The sequence below is a fragment of the Mycobacterium sp. WUMAC-067 genome (genome assembly GCF_020217485.1).
Classification (GTDB): Bacteria; Actinomycetota; Actinomycetes; order Mycobacteriales; family Mycobacteriaceae; genus Mycobacterium.
The window spans coordinates 1-16,117 of the sequence record NZ_JAEKMI010000022.1 but is presented as its reverse complement, the minus strand read 5'-3'; the positions used below and the strand labels follow the sequence as shown (position 1 = coordinate 16,117).

At 68.2% G+C, this 16,117-nt stretch carries 17 protein-coding genes and 1 tRNA gene; 8 read left to right on the top strand and 10 right to left on the bottom strand.

The genetic code is table 11. The features are described 5' to 3' along the window. Positions 1-114: 114 nt before the first annotated feature. Positions 115-705 (bottom strand): TetR/AcrR family transcriptional regulator, encoded by a 591-nt coding sequence (locus JF781_RS16565; protein ID WP_225328049.1) that lies wholly within the window; start codon positions 703-705, stop codon positions 115-117. A 93-nt stretch (positions 706-798) separates the two neighbouring features. Between JF781_RS16565 and JF781_RS16560 the strand changes: the two genes are divergently transcribed. Both JF781_RS16560 and JF781_RS16555 read left to right on the top strand, forming a co-directional pair. Then, the gene (locus JF781_RS16560) at positions 799-1,272 is read left to right on the top strand and encodes a DUF1772 domain-containing protein (protein ID WP_225328050.1); all 474 of its coding nucleotides are present in this window, start codon (positions 799-801) and stop codon (positions 1,270-1,272) included. A gap of 22 nt (positions 1,273-1,294) precedes the next feature. Beyond that, a complete protein-coding gene (locus JF781_RS16555; protein ID WP_225328051.1) occupies positions 1,295-1,657 on the top strand; it encodes a nitroreductase/quinone reductase family protein in 363 nt (120 codons plus the stop codon). Here the strand turns inward: JF781_RS16555 and metG are convergent. Continuing rightward, positions 1,654-3,198, bottom strand: coding sequence for a methionine--tRNA ligase (gene metG / locus JF781_RS16550; RefSeq protein WP_225328052.1), 1,545 nt, complete (start codon positions 3,196-3,198; stop codon positions 1,654-1,656). The two genes, JF781_RS16555 and metG, sit on opposite strands and share 4 nt — an antisense overlap. Positions 3,199-3,216: 18 nt before the next feature. Between metG and JF781_RS16545 the strand changes: the two genes are divergently transcribed. The 5 genes from JF781_RS16545 (at position 3,217) to JF781_RS16525 (ending at position 9,171) form a co-directional block, all read left to right on the top strand. Further along, positions 3,217-4,059 (top strand): TatD family hydrolase, encoded by an 843-nt coding sequence (locus JF781_RS16545; RefSeq protein WP_225328053.1) that lies wholly within the window; start codon positions 3,217-3,219, stop codon positions 4,057-4,059. Between the two features lie 156 nt (positions 4,060-4,215). Continuing rightward, positions 4,216-5,343, top strand: a complete 1,128-nt coding sequence (locus JF781_RS16540) for a resuscitation-promoting factor (RefSeq protein WP_225328054.1) — start codon at positions 4,216-4,218, stop codon at positions 5,341-5,343. Continuing rightward, positions 5,307-6,233, top strand: coding sequence for a 16S rRNA (adenine(1518)-N(6)/adenine(1519)-N(6))-dimethyltransferase RsmA (rsmA, locus tag JF781_RS16535; protein WP_225328055.1), 927 nt, complete (start codon positions 5,307-5,309; stop codon positions 6,231-6,233). Before JF781_RS16540 ends, rsmA begins: the two co-directional genes overlap by 37 nt. A gap of 9 nt (positions 6,234-6,242) precedes the next feature. Beyond that, the gene (locus JF781_RS16530) at positions 6,243-7,199 is read left to right on the top strand and encodes a 4-(cytidine 5'-diphospho)-2-C-methyl-D-erythritol kinase (protein WP_225328056.1); all 957 of its coding nucleotides are present in this window, start codon (positions 6,243-6,245) and stop codon (positions 7,197-7,199) included. Between the two features lie 337 nt (positions 7,200-7,536). Beyond that, the gene (locus JF781_RS16525) at positions 7,537-9,171 is read left to right on the top strand and encodes a fatty acyl-AMP ligase (protein ID WP_225328057.1); all 1,635 of its coding nucleotides are present in this window, start codon (positions 7,537-7,539) and stop codon (positions 9,169-9,171) included. Positions 9,172-9,183: 12 nt separating this feature from the next. On the opposite strand, the gene pth is transcribed toward JF781_RS16525, so the two are convergent. The 8 genes from pth to JF781_RS16485 form a co-directional block, all read right to left on the bottom strand. After that, positions 9,184-9,759, bottom strand: a complete 576-nt coding sequence (gene pth / locus JF781_RS16520; protein ID WP_225328058.1) for an aminoacyl-tRNA hydrolase — start codon at positions 9,757-9,759, stop codon at positions 9,184-9,186. Between the two features lie 12 nt (positions 9,760-9,771). Then, the gene (locus tag JF781_RS16515; RefSeq protein WP_225328059.1) at positions 9,772-10,437 is read right to left on the bottom strand and encodes a 50S ribosomal protein L25/general stress protein Ctc; all 666 of its coding nucleotides are present in this window, start codon (positions 10,435-10,437) and stop codon (positions 9,772-9,774) included. A gap of 186 nt (positions 10,438-10,623) precedes the next feature. Further along, positions 10,624-11,493 (bottom strand): oxidoreductase, encoded by an 870-nt coding sequence (locus JF781_RS16510; RefSeq protein ID WP_225328060.1) that lies wholly within the window; start codon positions 11,491-11,493, stop codon positions 10,624-10,626. Positions 11,494-11,538: 45 nt separating this feature from the next. Further along, positions 11,539-12,195 (bottom strand): LpqN/LpqT family lipoprotein, encoded by a 657-nt coding sequence (locus JF781_RS16505; RefSeq protein WP_225328061.1) that lies wholly within the window; start codon positions 12,193-12,195, stop codon positions 11,539-11,541. Further along, the gene (gene arsC / locus JF781_RS16500; protein ID WP_225328062.1) at positions 12,192-12,536 is read right to left on the bottom strand and encodes an arsenate reductase (glutaredoxin); all 345 of its coding nucleotides are present in this window, start codon (positions 12,534-12,536) and stop codon (positions 12,192-12,194) included. Before arsC ends, JF781_RS16505 begins: the two co-directional genes overlap by 4 nt. Then, complete coding sequence (locus JF781_RS16495) at positions 12,537-13,517, bottom strand: ribose-phosphate diphosphokinase (RefSeq protein WP_225328063.1); 981 nt, start codon at positions 13,515-13,517, stop codon at positions 12,537-12,539. It lies immediately after the preceding gene. Positions 13,518-13,608: 91 nt separating this feature from the next. Then, the gene (gene glmU / locus JF781_RS16490; RefSeq protein ID WP_225328064.1) at positions 13,609-15,075 is read right to left on the bottom strand and encodes a bifunctional UDP-N-acetylglucosamine diphosphorylase/glucosamine-1-phosphate N-acetyltransferase GlmU; all 1,467 of its coding nucleotides are present in this window, start codon (positions 15,073-15,075) and stop codon (positions 13,609-13,611) included. Positions 15,076-15,207: 132 nt separating this feature from the next. Continuing rightward, a tRNA-Gln gene (locus JF781_RS16485) sits at positions 15,208-15,279 on the bottom strand. Positions 15,280-15,484: 205 nt separating this feature from the next. On the opposite strand from JF781_RS16485, the gene JF781_RS16480 reads away from it, so the two are divergent. After that, entirely contained in the window at positions 15,485-16,078 is a 594-nt protein-coding gene (locus JF781_RS16480) for a TetR/AcrR family transcriptional regulator (protein ID WP_008254212.1), read from the top strand. The last annotated feature ends 39 nt before the right edge of the window (positions 16,079-16,117 follow it).

Genomic DNA, 16,117 nt, shown 5'->3' with positions numbered 1-16,117 from the left:
GGGCTATGGCAGCGGATATGTTGGGGGCTTTCCCCGAAAGGGATTTGCTGGCGTCGTTGAAGTCGCTTGATCCGCAACCGAATTGTTCGGCCATTCACGCGCCGGTCACCGGCCTCAGGTCGCCGGTGTGGGGGCGCCGCACAACCCGCTGATCAGGATGTCGACGCGGGCGGCGTGGTGGTCGCGTCGCAACCGGGCGCCGCGATCGAGGGTGACCAGGCCGTGCAGGGCCGCCCACAGCACCTCGGTCAGGGTGTCGGGGTCCCGCGGGCCCGCGATCGTCTCCACCACCGCGCGCAGTTCGGCGAACGCCGCCGTCAGCTCGGCCGGGGTTTCCGCGGCGGCGAACGGCAGCGTGGTCGCGCGGGTGAACATCGCATCGAACAGGGCGGGGTTGTCACGAGCGAACCCGATGAAGGCCTCGGCGACCCGCGCCAGGGCGTCCCGGCCGTCGGTGGCGCCGCCGCGCGCGGTGCGGAGCGCGTCCGCGAGTTCGCCGAATCCCTCGACCGCGACCGACGCGGAGATGTCTTCCATGCCCGAGAAGTGTTTGTAGAGCACCGGTTGGCTGTACTCGATTTCGGCGGAGAGCCGGCGGGTGGTGACGGCGTCCCAACCCTCTTGCTCGGCCAGCTTGCGCGCGGTAGCGGTGATCAGCCGACGGCGGGCGGCCCGTTCGCGTGCCCGGCGGTCCTCGATGGACATGGACCCATCGTAGCGCCGATATAAAATCTAGCGGTGCTATTGACACGGCCGGTTATGGGGGTTAGCGTCGCTAACACCTGCTGCCGACGAGGAGTGCGCATCATGATCGCCACGCTGTTCGCGGTCATCGCGGTGCTGGGCACCGCGGTGGTTTACGGCACCGACGTGTTCTGCGCGATGGTGCAGCGGCCCGCGCTGGCCCGCGTCGACGACCGGGCGCTGCTCGCGGTGATGGGCAACATTCATCGCTACGGAGACCGCCGGATGCCGGTGCCGGGAATGCTCGGCCTCGGCGCCGCCGCCCTCAGCGCGGTATTCGCCGCGGCGGCCGGCCACTGGGCGCAAGCCGGCGCGGCCGGCGCCTCCGTGGGCCTGCTGCTGGTGTGGCTGCTGCTCTATCTGCGGGTGAGCGCACCGATCAACCACCAACTCATCGCCGGAGTCGATCGGCCCGGGCCGCCAACGAATGTTCGAGCGCTGCAACGTAACTGGGACAAGGTGATCACCACGAGGGCCACCCTGCAGGGCCTGGCGGTCGCCGGGTTATGCCTGGCGCTGCTGATCTGAACTCGGAAGGGATATCGGGACAATGACCATGGGCAACAAAGTCGGGCGCCTGCTCATGCGCGCGGCGCCGCTCTTGAACGCGCCGGTCGCGGCGATAGCGGCCTCGCGCTTCGGCGCAGGCATCAGGCGCAGCATCACGCTCGTCACCTACACGGGACGGCGTTCGGGACGGACGTTTTCGATACCGGTGGCCTATCGCCGGCGCGGCAACGATATCGAGATCGTCGCGAATATGCCCGACGCCAAGACATGGTGGCGCAACTTCGTCGGCGAGGGCGCTCCGATGTCGCTGACGCTCGATGGCGCCGAACGGGCCGGGCATGCGATCGCTCATCGAGACGCCAACGGCCGCGTCACCGTTCGCGTTCGCCTCGCAGGCAATTAGTCGACTTGGTAGCGCGGGAAGACGCCGCTCGGCGCCGGCAGTGCCGTGCCGGGCGCCAGCCGCGTGCCGATGGCGTCGAACCCGCGCTGCTCGGGCTTCTGGCCGAGCAGCTCCAGTAGCTTGCTCGCCGCATCGGGCATCACCGGCTGAATCAACAGCGCCGCAATGCGAACCACTTCGCACGTCGTGTAAAGCACTGTCGCGAAACGCTTCTGATCCGCTTCCGACTCGCTCTTGCGCAAGACCCAGGGCTGTTGCGCCGAGAAGTATCTGTTGGCCTCGCCGAGCATCAGCCAGATCGCTTCCAGCGCCAGGTGCATCGCCTGCGCTTCGAAACTGGCGCGCAGGCGCTCCAACAGACCGTCGGCCGTCGCCAGCAGGGCGGTGTCGGCTTCGGTGAACTCCCCGGGTTCGGGCAGCACGCCGCCCAGGTTCTTGGCGATCATCGACAACGACCGCTGGGCCAGGTTGCCCAGTTCATTGGCCAGATCGGTGTTGATCCGGGTGATGATGGCCTCTTCGCTGAAGCTGCCGTCCTGGCCGAACGGGACTTCCCGCAACAGGAAATAACGCACCTGGTCCACGCCGAACTCCTCGATCAGGGTGATCGGGTCGACGACGTTGCCCACCGACTTGCTCATCTTCTCGCCGCGGTTGAGCAGGAATCCGTGCGCGAAAACCCTTCGCGGCAGCTCGATTCCGGCCGACATCAGAAACGCCGGCCAGTACACGGTGTGAAACCGGATGATGTCCTTTCCGATCATGTGCAGGTCGGCCGGCCAGTAGCGGCGGAACATCTCCGAGTCGGTGTCCGGGTAGCCGACCCCGGTCAGGTAGTTGGTCAGCGCGTCGACCCAGACGTACATCACATGGTCGGGATGCTCGGGCACGTGCACGCCCCAGTCGAACGAGGTGCGCGAGATGGACAGATCGCGCAGGCCGCCCGCCACGAAACTGACGACCTCGTTGCGGCGCACCTCGGGCGCGATGAAGTCCGGGTTCGCCTCGTAGTGGGCCAGCAGCTTGTCGGCATACGCCGAGAGGCGGAAGAAGTAGGTCTGCTCCTCCGTCCACGTCAGCGGGGCGCCGGTTTCCACAGCCGCCCGGGTCCCGTCCTCGAGGAGTCTGGTTTCCGATTCGACGAAGAAGCGTTCGTCGCGCACCGAGTACCAGCCCGAGTAGGTGTCCAGGTAGATGTCGCCGGCGTCGGCCATCCGGCGCCAGATCGCCTTGGATGCCTCGTGATGGTCGGGGTCGGTGGTGCGGATGAAGCGGTCGAAGGAGATGTTCAACCGCTCCTGCAGGCGCTGGAACACATCGGAGTTGCGCCGGGCCAGCTCGGCCGTGCCGATGCCCTCGGCGGCCGCGGTCTCGACCATCTTGAGGCCGTGCTCGTCGGTGCCGGTCAGAAACCGAACGTCGAACCCGTCGAGCCGCTTGAACCGGGCGATCGCGTCGGTGGCGATGTATTCGTACGCGTGCCCGATGTGCGGATCGCCATTCGGGTAGGTGATTGCGGTGGTGACGTAATACGGCCTCATCGCAGTTCACCCTATTGTGTGCGCGTGAGTTCCAAACGCCAGCCGCCCCCGGCTCCCGAGCCCCTGAGCCCCCTCGTCGATGCGCACACCCACCTCGACGCGTGCGGCGCCACCGACGCCGGGGGAGTGCGGGCCATTGTCGACCGCGCCGCGGCGGTCGGGGTGGGCGCCGTCGTCACCATCGCCGACGACCTGGAATCGGCGCGCTGGGTCAGCCGCGCCGCCGAATGGGACCCGCGGGTCTACGCCGCGACGGCGTTGCACCCCACCCGCGCCGACGCGCTCACCGAGGCCGCCCGCGCCGAGATCGAGCGGCTGGTGGCGCACCCCCGCGTGGTGGCGGTCGGCGAGACCGGCATGGACATGTATTGGCCCGGGCGCCTGGACGGCTGCGCCGAGCCCGCCGTCCAGCGGGAGGCCTTCGCCTGGCATATCGATCTGGCGAAGCGGTGCGGCAAACCGCTGATGATCCACAACCGGGAGGCCGACGCCGAGGTGCTCGACGTGCTGGCCGCCGAGGGCGCCCCGGAGGTCGTGATCTTCCACTGCTTTTCCTCCGACGCCGCCATGGCGCGGCGCTGCGTGGACGCCGGATGGCTGCTGAGCCTGTCCGGCACCGTCAGCTTCCGCAACGCGCGCGCCCTGCGCGAAGCCGTTCCGTTGATACCGCCCGAGCAGCTGCTGGTGGAGACCGATGCCCCGTTTTTGACGCCGCATCCGCACCGGGGGACGGCGAATGAGCCCTATTGCCTTCCTTATACTGTTCGGGCGATCGCCGAACTGGTGGATCGCCGCCCGGAAGAGCTGGCTCAGGTCACGACGAGCAATGCTCGACGGGTGTACGGATTGGCCGCTCACTGAGGCGACTGACCGGGCGATTCATTTCACATCGCCGCGTCGGAGTTGCCCAACATTGGCCAGTTCGTTACCGTCTTGTGATCGAACGGTTGGGCCTACGGGCCCTTAATTTATGACCTGCTGCTAAATGAGTGGTTGCTGAGGGTTGGGTAGCGCGCGTTGAGTGTATTGACAAAACTTCATCAGAATCCTTCGCCGATGTTGCGTCTCGTGGTCGGAGGGCTGCTGGTAGTCCTGGCATTCGCGGGCGGATATGCGATCTCGGTGTGCAAGACGGTGACGTTGACCGTCGACGGCGTCGCCATGCAGGTGACGACCATGAAGTCCCGGGTCATCGACGTCGTCGAGGAGAACGGCTTCGTCATCGACGACCGTGACGACCTGTACCCCGCCGCCGATGTCGCGGTGCACGACGCCGGCAAGATCGTGCTCCGGCGCAGCCGCCCGTTGCAGATCTCGCTGGACGGCCATGACACCAAGCAGGTGTGGACCACGGCGTCCACCGTCGACGAGGCGCTGGCCCAGCTGGCGATGACCGATACCGCGCCCGCCGCGGCCAACCGCGGCAGCCGCGTCCCTCTGGCCGGGATGGCGCTGCCCGTCGTCAGCGCCAAGACCGTCCGCATCAACGACGGCGGCGCCGTCCGCACCGTGCATCTGGCCGCCCCCAACGTCGCCGGCTTGCTGAGCGCCGCCGGCGCGCCGCTGCTCGAGAGCGACCAGGTGGTGCCCGCCGCGACGATGCCGATCGTCGACGGAATGGAAGTCCAGGTGACCCGCAACCGGATCCAGCAGGTCACCGAGCGAATCCCGTTGCCGCCCAACGCGCGTCGGATCGAAGATCCGGAGATGAACATGAGCCGCCAGGTGGTCGAGGACCCCGGCAGCCCGGGCACGCAGGACGTCACCTTCTCCGTGGCCACCGTCAACGGGGTCGAGACCGGTCGGCTGCCGATCGCCAACACGGTGATCACGCCCGCCCGCGAATCGGTGGTCCGGATCGGCACCAAGCCGGGCACCGAGGTGCCTCCGATCAGTGACGGCTCCATCTGGGATGCGATCGCGGGCTGTGAGGCCGGCGGAAACTGGGCGATCAACACCGGAAACGGGTATTACGGCGGTGTGCAGTTCGACCAGGGCACGTGGGAGCGCAACGGCGGGTTGCGGTTCGCCTCCCGCGCCGACCTCGCCACCCGCGAGGAGCAGATCACCGTCGCCGAGGTGACCCGAGAGCGCCAGGGTTGGGGTGCGTGGCCAGTGTGCAGCGGAAGAGCTGGTGCGCGCTGACCATCCGGCTACTCGGGCGCACCGAGATCAGGCGGCTGGCCAAAGAACTTGAATTTCGGCCACGAAAATCGCTCGGCCAGAATTTCGTCCACGACGCCAACACGGTGCGACGGGTGGTGTCGACCTCCGGGATCGGCCGATCCGACCACGTGTTGGAAGTCGGTCCCGGCCTCGGTTCGCTGACGCTCGCGTTGCTGGACCGGGGCGCCCCCGTCACCGCGGTCGAAATCGATCCGGTGCTGGCCGAACGGCTGCCGCGCACCGTCGCCGAGCACTCGCACAGCGAGATCCAGCGCCTGAGCGTGCTCAACCGTGACGTCTTGACCCTCCGCCGTGACGAACTGGCCGTCGCGCCGACGGCCCTGGTCGCGAACCTGCCCTACAACGTCGCGGTCCCGGCGCTGTTGCACCTGCTCGCCGAGTTCCCGTCCATTCGGGTCGTGACGGTGATGGTGCAGGCCGAGGTCGCCGAACGCCTTGCCGCCGAACCCGGCGGCAAGGAGTACGGCGTGCCCAGCGTCAAGGTTCGCTTCTTCGGCACGGTTCGCCGTTGCGGCACGGTCTCGCCGACCGTCTTCTGGCCGATTCCCCGCGTCTACTCCGGCGTGGTCCGCATCGACCGGTACGCGACCTCGCCGTGGCCCACCGACGAGGCGTTCCGGCGGCGGGTGTTCGAGCTGGTGGACATCGCCTTCGGTCAGCGCCGCAAGACCTGTCGCAACGCGTTCCTGGACTGGGCCGGCTCGGGTAACGAGTCGGCGGACCGGTTGCTGGCCGCCAGCATCGATCCCGCCCGTCGCGGTGAGACGCTGTCCATCGACGACTTCGTGCGGCTGTTGCAGCGCTCCGCCGAGGCGCCGCTACGTGTGGTTGGCCGGCAGCAGCGATAGTCTGCTGCGGTGTCCGCGTCTGACGGCAATACCGCTGCGGCTTGGGTGCCCACCGGGTCGGTCACCGTTCGGGTGCCCGGAAAAGTCAACCTCTACCTGGCGGTCGGTGACCGCCGCGAGGACGGCTATCACGAGCTGACGACGATATTCCAGGCCGTCTCGTTGCTCGACGAGGTGACCGTGCGCAATGCCGATGTGCTGTCGCTCGACATCGTCGGCGAGGGCGCCGACAAGCTGCCCACCGACGAACGCAACCTCGCCTGGCAGGCCGCCGAACTGATGGCCGAACACGTCGGCCGGGCTCCGGATGTGTCGATCATGATCGACAAGTCGATACCCGTGGCCGGCGGCATGGGCGGCGGCAGCGCCGACGCGGCGGCGGTGCTGGTCGCCATGAACTCGTTGTGGGAACTCAACGTGCCCCGCCGCGACCTGCGCATGCTCGCCGCGCGGCTGGGCAGCGACGTGCCGTTCGCGCTGCATGGCGGCACCGCGTTGGGCACCGGGCGCGGTGAGGAGTTGGCGACGGTGTTGTCGCGCAACACCTTCCACTGGGTGTTGGCGTTCGCGGACAGCGAGCTGCTCACGCCGGCGGTCTTCACCGAACTGGACCGGCTCCGGGAGGCGGGGGATCCGCCGCGGCTGCCCGCGCCCGGGCCGGTGCTGGCCGCGTTGGCCGCCGGTGATGCCGAACAGCTGGCCCCGCTGCTGGGCAACGAGATGCAGGCGGCCGCGGTGAGCCTGAACCCCGGTCTGCGGCGCACGCTGCGCGCCGGCGTGGACGCCGGTGCCCTGGCGGGCATCGTGTCCGGCTCGGGCCCGACGTGTGCGTTTTTGTGCGCGTCGGCAGCGTCGGCGGTCGACGTGGGCACCGAGGTGTCCGGGGCGGGGGTGTGCCGCACGGTTCGAGTGGCCAGCGGGCCGGTGGCCGGTGCGCGGGTGGTGCCCGCGCCGACCGAGGTGTGAATATTTTCCCATTTTGCGCATTAGTTTGGCGCGTCCCTAAGAGGAGCTTAAGATAATGCGCGGTGACGGGAAGCGCTGAGCAAGATCACTTAATTCCATCGTCCGCCGGGCGTTCCGGCGGACGATTAATGCATCCGGCCCGACAGAGTTTGTCGGGCCCGTTTTGCGCTTGTCGGGCGAACGCACGCCGCCGTTTCGTGGCGGGCGCGGGCGCATCACCGATCCGAGACCTAACCGCCGCCCAACCGTGTTTGCGTGCCTGCGGCGTAGAGCTACCCGGCGGGCGGAATATGAGATCCCGGGCGTTGGGACGAGGGCTGGAACCGAGGAGGCTGTTGTGAGCAGGTTTACCGAGAAGATGTACCGCAATGCCCGGTCCGTGACGACGGGCATGGTCACCGGTGAACCGCACGACCCGGTACGCCACACCTGGGGCGAGGTCCACGAGCGCGCGCGCCGCATCGCGGGCGGCCTGGCCGCCGCGGGCATCGGGCCCGGCGACGCGGTCGGCGTGCTCGCCGGTTTCCCGGTGGAGATCGCGCCGACGGCGCAGGGCCTGTGGATGCGCGGGGCCAGCCTGACCATGCTGCACCAGCCCACGCCCCGCACCGACCTGGCCGTGTGGGCCGAAGACACCATGAACGTCATCGGCATGATCGAGGCGAAGGCCGTCGTCGTCTCGGAGCCGTTCCTGGTGGCCATCCCGGTGCTCGAGGAGAAGGGCATCAAGGTCGTCACCGTCGCCGATCTGCTCGCGGCGGAGCCGATCGACCCCGTCGAGGTCAGCGAGGACGCGCTGGCGCTGATGCAGCTGACGTCCGGTTCGACCGGGTCCCCCAAGGCGGTGCAGATCACCCACCGCAACATCTACTCCAACGCCGAGGCGATGTTCATCGGCGCCCAGTACGACGTCGACACGGACGTCATGGTGAGCTGGCTGCCCTGCTTCCACGACATGGGCATGGTCGGCTTCCTCACCATTCCGATGTACTTCGGCGCCGAGCTGGTCAAGGTCACCCCGATGGACTTCCTGCGCGACACACTGCTGTGGGCCAAGCTCATCGACAAGTACAAGGGCACCATGACCGCGGCGCCCAACTTCGCCTACGCTCTGCTGGCCAAGCGGCTGCGCCGGCAGGCCAAGCCCGGCGACTTCGACCTGTCGACGCTGCGCTTCGCGCTGTCCGGCGCCGAGCCCGTCGAACCCGCCGACGTCGAGGACCTGCTGGACGCCGGCAAGCCGTTCGGCCTGAAGACCTCGGCGATCCTGCCCGCCTACGGCATGGCCGAAACCACACTGGCCGTTTCGTTTTCGGAGTGCAACGCCGGCCTGGTCGTCGACGAGGTCGACGCCGACCTGCTGGCCGCCCTGCGCCGCGCCGTACCCGCCACCAAGGGCAACACCCGCAGGCTGGCCACGCTCGGTCCGCTGCTGCAGGACCTCGAGGCGCGCATCATCGACGAGAACGGCGAGGTGATGCCGCCCCGCGGTGTCGGCGTGATCGAGCTGCGCGGCGAGTCGCTGACGCCCGGCTACCTGACCATGGGCGGTTTCATCTCGGCCCAGGACGAGAACGGCTGGTACGACACCGGTGACCTCGGCTACCTGACCGAGGAGGGCCACGTCGTCGTGTGCGGCCGCGTCAAGGACGTCATCATCATGGCCGGCCGCAACATCTATCCGACCGACATCGAGCGCGCCGCCTGCCGCGTGGAGGGGGTGCGGCCCGGCTGCGCCGTGGCGGTGCGGCTGGACGCCGGCCACTCCCGCGAGACGTTCGCCGTGGCCGTGGAGTCCAACGCCTTCCAGGACCAGACCGAGGTGCGTCGCATCGAGCACCAGGTCGCCCGCGAGGTGGTGGCCGAGGTCGACGTGCGGCCGCGCAACGTGGTGGTGCTCGGACCGGGGACCATCCCGAAGACGCCGTCGGGCAAGTTGCGGCGATCCAACTCGGTCACCCTGGTCACCTAGGGTCCGTCGCCTTTACCAGGCGTGGACGCGGTTCTGCGCGGGCTCTAACCCCAGCTCGATCAGCAACTCCGTGGCGTCCGCGGCCTGTTCGCAGATGGTGGGGACGTCGGCGCGCTCGGCGGCATTGAAGTTTTCCAGCACGAACGCCGCCGGGTCTTTGCGTCCCGGCGGACGGCCGATGCCGATGCGGACCCGCTGAAAGTCCTTGCTGCCCAAGGCGTTAGCCAACGAACGCAGCCCGTTGTGACCGCCTTCGCCGCCGCCGATCTTGAGCCGGATGCGGCCGAAGTCCAAGTCGAGATCGTCGTGGATGACGATGATGTCGCCCGGCGTCACCGAGTAGAACTTCGCCAACGGGCCGACCTGGCGGCCGGATTCGTTCATGTAGCAGCGCGGCTTGGCGACGACGACCGAGTGCCCGACGAGGCGGCCGCTGACGATCTCGGCGCCGGAACGCTTGTGCGCCTTGAACTTCGAACCCATTCGGGCCGCGAGCAGGTCGGCGACCATGAACCCGAGATTGTGTCGGGTGCGGGCGTAGTTGTCTCCGGGATTGCCTAGGCCGACGACCAGCAACGGCTCGGCCATGTTGCGATCCGCCTACTCGGACTCGGTTTCGGCGGCCTCTTCTTCGCCGGCCTCTTCGGCTTCGCCCTCGGCCGGCGCGGCCTCCTCGGTGACCTCGCCCGCGCCCTCTTCGGCGAGCTCCTCGGCCGTCGGCGCGTTAACCACGTTGACCACAAGCATTTCCGGGTCGGAGATCAGGTTGACGCCCTTGGGCAGGGTGATCTGTCCGGCGGTGAACTGGGTGCCGGGCTCGGTGCCCTCGACCGACACCGTCAGCTGTTCGGGGATCGACATGGCGTCGGCCTCGACCTCGATGGTGCTGGTTTCCTGGGTCACCAGCGTGCCGGGCGCGGCGTCACCCTCGATGACGACGCGGACCTCGACGACGACCTTTTCACCGCGCCGCACGACCAGCAGGTCGGCGTGCTGAATGGTGCGGCGGATGGGGTGGATGTCGAGCGACTTGGTCAGCGCCAGCTGCTCCTTGCCCTCGATGTCGAGGGTCAGCACCGCGTTGGTGCCCGCGTGCCGCAGCACGGCCGCGAAGTCATGGCCCGGCAGTTCGAGGTGCTGAGGATCGGCGCCGTGGCCGTAGAGGACGGCCGGGATCTTGCCGTCACGGCGGGCTCGCCGGGACGCACCCTTGCCGGTCTCGGCTCGCACCGTGACCTTGAGCTGGTTGAGTGTTTTGGCAGCCATCGTGTCGCTCCTGTGTGTGCTCGGTGGTTCGGGGCACGGCCAGGGTCGCGACGATTCGTCGGTCTCCGTCGATAACGGTGCTGGCCAGCCAGCCACCCTCGCCGTGACGCCCGGTCAGGGTAGCGCATGTGCACCTCAGAGGGGAAATTCGGCGTCGGGGGTGGTCTCGGCCGTGGCCCAGGTGACTCAGAGGGGGAATTGCGTCTTCGTGAGCTTTTCGGACAGCGCCCACAGCGCCGCCGCGGTGGCCGCGTCTTTGGCCCGCGGGCTGCGGCCGACCGGTTGCGTGCGGCCCATCTGGCCAAACCTGGGACCGACGAAGGTGTCGCCCGGCAGGTCCTGGGACGCCGCGTACAGGGTTTGCCGGGCGCCGAAATCGGCGTCGGTCGCGAACACCCGGGTGGCGGCCGACATCAGCGCGTCGCCCAGCTTGCGGCCCGACGCGCCCTGCAGGTTGGTGTGCGAGTAGCCGGGGTGGGCGGCGATCGCGCGCAGCGGGGACCCGGCCGCGGCCAGGCGTCGCTGCAGCTCGCTGGTGAACAGCAGGTTGGCGAGCTTGGACTGGCTGTAGGCCAGCCACGGCGAGTACCGCCGCGTCTGCCAGTTCAGGTCGTCGAGGTTGATGCGTCCCGGCCAGTGCGCCATTGACGAGACCGTCACCACCCGGTCGGTGAGCTTGGGCAACAACAGATTAGTGAGCGCGAAATGCCCCAGGTGGTTGGTGCCGATCTGGCTCTCGAAGCCATCGACGGTCAGGGAGAACGGGGCCGCCATGATGCCGGCGTTGTTGATCAGCACGTCGGCCGTGCTCACCCCGTCGGCGAACCGGCGCACCGACGACAGGTCCTGCAGGTCGAGCTCACGCACCTCGACCTGGCCGGCCATCGTCCGGGCGGCGGTCTCGCCCTTGCGGATGTCGCGCACGGCCATGACGATCGTGGCACCGCGTCGCGCCAGCTCGCGGGCGGTCACGGCGCCCAACCCGCTATTGGCGCCGGTGATGATCACGGTGCGTTCGGCGAACGACGGCAGATCTGCGGCGGTCCAGTTCGTCATGGCTGAACAGTACCGACATCGAACTCCAGCGGCAGCTCGCGCTACTTACTTGGCCGCGACGACGAATCCGCGGATGATCGCGTCGATGTCCGTCGACTCGGCGGCGGCCTGGTTGGCCAGGCTGGTGATGGTCAACTGCACCAGGTAACGCTTGCGGTCCGGCGGCGACCCGGTGGGGATCACGATGCGGTTCCAGCTGTGCAGCCGCATGCCGTCGAGGTCGTAGCTGCCCTGGATCATCGACGACGGGAAGCCGTTGTACGGCGCGCCCGAGGCGTCCAGCTGCTTGAAATTCTCGAACAATTGCGCATCGTCGTTGCCGTGCTTGATGACTTCGGCCGGGTCGAAATCCCCGTTCAGCTGGAAGACCACCAGCCGCGCCGTCGGAAATTTGCCGCCCTTGGAGATGATCAGCGTTTGCGGCGTGATGTTGGGACTGGTGAAGGGCGCCCAGCCCTGCGGCGTCGGGATCGAGATCGTCAGGCCTGGCACGGATCCCGGTGCCACGGGTTGGCCGGTGACCCCAATACTCTGCAGATACTGCGACAGGGGGACCGGCTTTGCCGTCGGGGTGGTCGTCGAGGTCGTCGGCGTCTTCGACAAGATCGATTGGTAGTCAGGAGCTTTCGGGGCGCACCCGGCGGACGACACGGCCAGTGCAACTATCGCGGCGGCGGCCGCGCAGCTGCCGAAGCGATTCACAGAATCTCGCGGACCGCGTCGATCGGACGGGCCAGCCGAGTGCCCTTCGGCGTGACGACGAAGGGTCGTTCGATGAGGATGGGGTGTTCGGCCATGGCGTCGAGCAACTGATCGTCGGTCGCGTCGGCGAGATTGAGCTCCCCATACAGGGTTTCACGCTTGCGCACCGCGGTACGCACGTCGATGCCGGCGTCGCGGATCATCTTCACCAGTTCGGCACGCGATGGCGGGGTCTTCAGGTATTCGACGACTTCAGGCTCAAAGCCGCTGTCGCGCAACAAGTCCAGTGTCTTGCGGGAGGTGCTGCAGCGAGGGTTGTGGTAGATGACGGTGTCGGCCATTTAGGCGTCCCCGTCGAATAGCCCTGTGACTGAGCCGTTTTCGAATACGGCGCGGATGGTGCTGGCCAGCAGCGGCGCGATGGACAGGACGGTCAGCTGCGGGAAGCGCTTCTCCTCGCCGATCGGCAACGTGTTCGTCACGATCACTTCCCGGGCGCCGCAGGCGGCCAGCCGCTCGGCGGCCGGATCGGAGAGCACGCCATGGGTGGCGGCGATCACCACGTCGGCCGCGCCGTCGTCGTGCAGCAGCTTCACCGCGCCGGCGATGGTGCCACCGGTGTCGATCATGTCGTCGATCAAGACGCAGGTCCGCCCCGCCACCTCACCGACGACGCGGTTGGACACCACCTGGTTGGGCACCCGCGGGTCGCGGGTCTTGTGGATGAAGGCCAGCGGGACACCGCCCAGGGCGTCGGCCCACTTCTCGGCGATGCGCACCCGGCCGGAGTCGGGGGAGACGACGACCATGTTGCCGTCGGGGTAGTTGTCCCGGATGTACCCGGTGAGCAGGTTCTGCCCGCGCATGTGATCGACGGGCCCGTCGAAGAAGCCCTGGATCTGATCGGTGTGCAGGTCGACGGTGACGATCCGGTCGGCGCCGGCGGTCTTGAGCAGGTCGGCGACCAGACGCGCCGAGATCGGTTCGCGGCCGCGGTGCTTCTTGTCCTGCCGGGCGTAGGGGTAGAACGGCATGACGGCCGTGATCCGCTTGGCGCTGCCCCGCTTGAGCGCGTCGATCATGATGAGCTGTTCCATCAGCCAGTTGTTCACCGGCGCCGGGGCGGACTGCAGGACGAAGGCGTCACACCCTCGCACGGATTCGTGGAACCGCACGAAGATCTCGCCGTTGGCGAACTCGCGCGCGGTCTGCGCGGTGACGTGGACGTCGAGCTCCTTGGCCACCTGCTCGGCCAGCTCCGGGTGCGCCCGACCGGAGAAGAGCATCAAGTTTTTGCGGTTATCGGTCCAGTCGTGGCTCACCGTGCTGCCCTTGCCGTTCGGATCCAAATGGAAGTGCCCATCGTACGAAGCGAATCGTACGGAAATGTGGCCGGGTTGCCAGCTACTGACGTCACGGTGTCTGTTCGGCTTCCGCGGCGGGCGCCTTCTCGGCGGCCTCCGCCGCCTGCGCGGCCGCACTGCCGGGGCGCTTGCGGCGCACCCAGCCCTCGATGTTGCGTTGCGGACCTGCGGAGACCGCCAGCGTTCCCGGCGGGACGTCGTTGCGCACCACCGTGCCGGCGCCGGTGTAGGCGCCGTCGCCGACGGTCACCGGGGCCACGAACATGGTGTCCGACCCCGTGCGGACGTGGGAGCCGATGGTGGTCCGCCGCTTGGATTCGCCGTCGTAGTTGACGAACACGCTGGACGCGCCGATGTTGCTGTGCTCGCCGATATCGGCGTCCCCGACGTAGGTCAGGTGCGGCACTTTGGAGCCGGTGCCGATTGTGGAGTTCTTGGTCTCGACGAACGCGCCCAGCTTGCCGTCGTCGCCCAGCACGGTGCCGGGCCGCAGGTAGGTGAACGGGCCGACGGTGGCCCCGGCGCCGATCGACGACGAGGTGCCGTGGGTCCGCACCACCGACGCGCCGTCGCCGACGCTGACGTCGGTGAGGGTGGTGTCCGGGCCGACGACGCAGTGCCCGCCGACCTGGGTGCGGCCCAGCAGCTGAGTCCCGGGGTGGATGACGGTGTCGCGGCCGATCGTGACGTCGACGTCGATCCAGGTGGTGGCCGGGTCGACGATGGTGACGCCGGCCATCTGGTGGGCGGCGACGATGCGGCGGTTGAGTTCGGCGCCCAGCTGCGCGAGCTGGACCCGGTTGTTGACGCCGGCCACCAGCGCGCTGTCGTCGACGTGGCGGGCGTGAATGGCCAGGCCGTCGCCGCGCAGGATCGCGATGACGTCGGTCAGATACAGCTCCTGTTGGGCGTTGTTGGAGCTCAACCGGTTCAGCGCCGAGCGCAACGCCGCGGTGTCGAAGGCGTAGACGCCGGCGTTGACCTCGCGGATATCGCGCTGGGATTCGGTGGCGTCGGCGTGCTCCACGATCGCCGTGACCTCATTGTCCTGGGTGCGCAGGATGCGGCCGTAGCCGCTGGGGTCGCTCAACGTCGTGGTCAGCACCGTGGCCGCGGCCGGCGCCGCGCTATGGGCTGCGATGAGGTCGGCCAGGGTGTCGGCGTCGAGCAGCGGGGTGTCGCCGGAGGTGACGACGACCACCCCGGCGTAGTCGTCGGGCAGCGCGGACAGGCCGCACAGGACGGCGTCGCCGGTGCCCCGCGGCCGGTCCTGCAGGGCCACGTCGATGGGACGTCCGAGGGCGTCGGCCCAGTCGGCGACCAGCGGCGCGATGCGCTCGTGATCGTGGCCCAACACCACGGCCAGGTGCTGCGGCGCCACCTTGGCGATCGCGTGCAGGAGGTGGGACAGCATGCTGCGCCCACCGAGGGTGTGCAGCACCTTCGGGGTGTCCGACCGCATCCGGGTGCCGGGCCCGGCCGCTAGCACCACGACCGCGGTATCACGAGACGACATCAACCCTCCTTTTCGGGTCTGTCCCGCGCGGGCTGCGCGCGGAAGCGCCGACACGCCGTCAAGCGTGTCATCTCATCTGCGGTGAAGGCAAAAAATCGAGCCGCGGGAGACCCGCGCTCGATTCGGAGGAAGCTCCGTCGCCAGGACTCGAACCTGAACTATCTGAACCAAAATCAGAGGTGCTGCCGATTACACCACGACGGATCGCCAAGAAGACTTTAGTCGGATGACGATGCGGGGCGCTTGCGGCCCGAGGAGGAATCCGACCATCCGGCCTAGTCGGATGACGATGCGGGGCGCTGGTCGGCCGCTGAACCGCCCGCCGCCCGATACGCTGATTGACGTGGCCGTGCTGGACTCCCAAACGCAAAAGGAACCCGACAAAGAGGTGCGGGCGCCGCGCGCGCGGATGACCGGCACCGAACGTCGGCAACAACTCATCGGCATCGCGCGTTCGCTGTTCGCCGAGCGCGGGTATGAAGGCACCTCGATCGAGGAGATCGCGCTGCGGGCCAATGTGTCCAAGCCGGTCGTCTACGAGCATTTCGGGGGCAAAGAGGGCCTCTATGCCGTGGTCGTCGACCGCGAGATGTCGGCGCTGCTCGACGGCATCACGTCGTCGCTGACCAACAACCGCTCCCGGGTGCGGGTCGAGCGGGTGGCTCTTGCCCTGCTCACCTACGTCGAAGAGCGCACCGACGGCTTCCGGATCATGATCCGCGACTCGCCGGCCGCGATCAGCTCAGGCACCTACTCGAGCCTGCTCAATGACGCCGTCAACCAGGTCAGCTCCATCCTGGCCGGTGACTTCTCCCGTCGGGGCCTGGATCCCGGGCTGGCGCCGCTGTACGCCCAGGCGTTGGTGGGCTCCGTGTCGATGACCGCGCAGTGGTGGCTCGACACCCGCGAGCCCAAGAAAGAAGTGGTGGCCGCGCACCTGGTCAACCTCATGTGGAATGGGCTGATCGGGCTGGAGGCCGACCCCCGGCTGCAGGACGAGTAGGCCGGTTTCGCGAGCGTAACGCCACGGCGAAAATCGGCC

Coding starts and splice junctions, on each gene's coding strand:
- JF781_RS16515 (WP_225328059.1), bottom strand. CDS start 10,437: ATGGCTGCCAAAACACTCAACCAGCTCAAGGTCACGGTGCGAGCCGAG.
- JF781_RS16510 (WP_225328060.1), bottom strand. CDS start 11,493: ATGACGAACTGGACCGCCGCAGATCTGCCGTCGTTCGCCGAACGCACC.
- glmU (WP_225328064.1), bottom strand. CDS start 15,075: ATGTCGTCTCGTGATACCGCGGTCGTGGTGCTAGCGGCCGGGCCCGGC.
- JF781_RS16565 (WP_225328049.1), bottom strand. CDS start 705: ATGTCCATCGAGGACCGCCGGGCACGCGAACGGGCCGCCCGCCGTCGG.
- JF781_RS16555 (WP_225328051.1), top strand. CDS start 1,295: ATGACCATGGGCAACAAAGTCGGGCGCCTGCTCATGCGCGCGGCGCCG.
- arsC (WP_225328062.1), bottom strand. CDS start 12,536: ATGGCCGACACCGTCATCTACCACAACCCTCGCTGCAGCACCTCCCGC.
- metG (WP_225328052.1), bottom strand. CDS start 3,198: ATGAGGCCGTATTACGTCACCACCGCAATCACCTACCCGAATGGCGAT.
- pth (WP_225328058.1), bottom strand. CDS start 9,759: ATGGCCGAGCCGTTGCTGGTCGTCGGCCTAGGCAATCCCGGAGACAAC.
- JF781_RS16480 (WP_008254212.1), top strand. CDS start 15,485: ATGACCGGCACCGAACGTCGGCAACAACTCATCGGCATCGCGCGTTCG.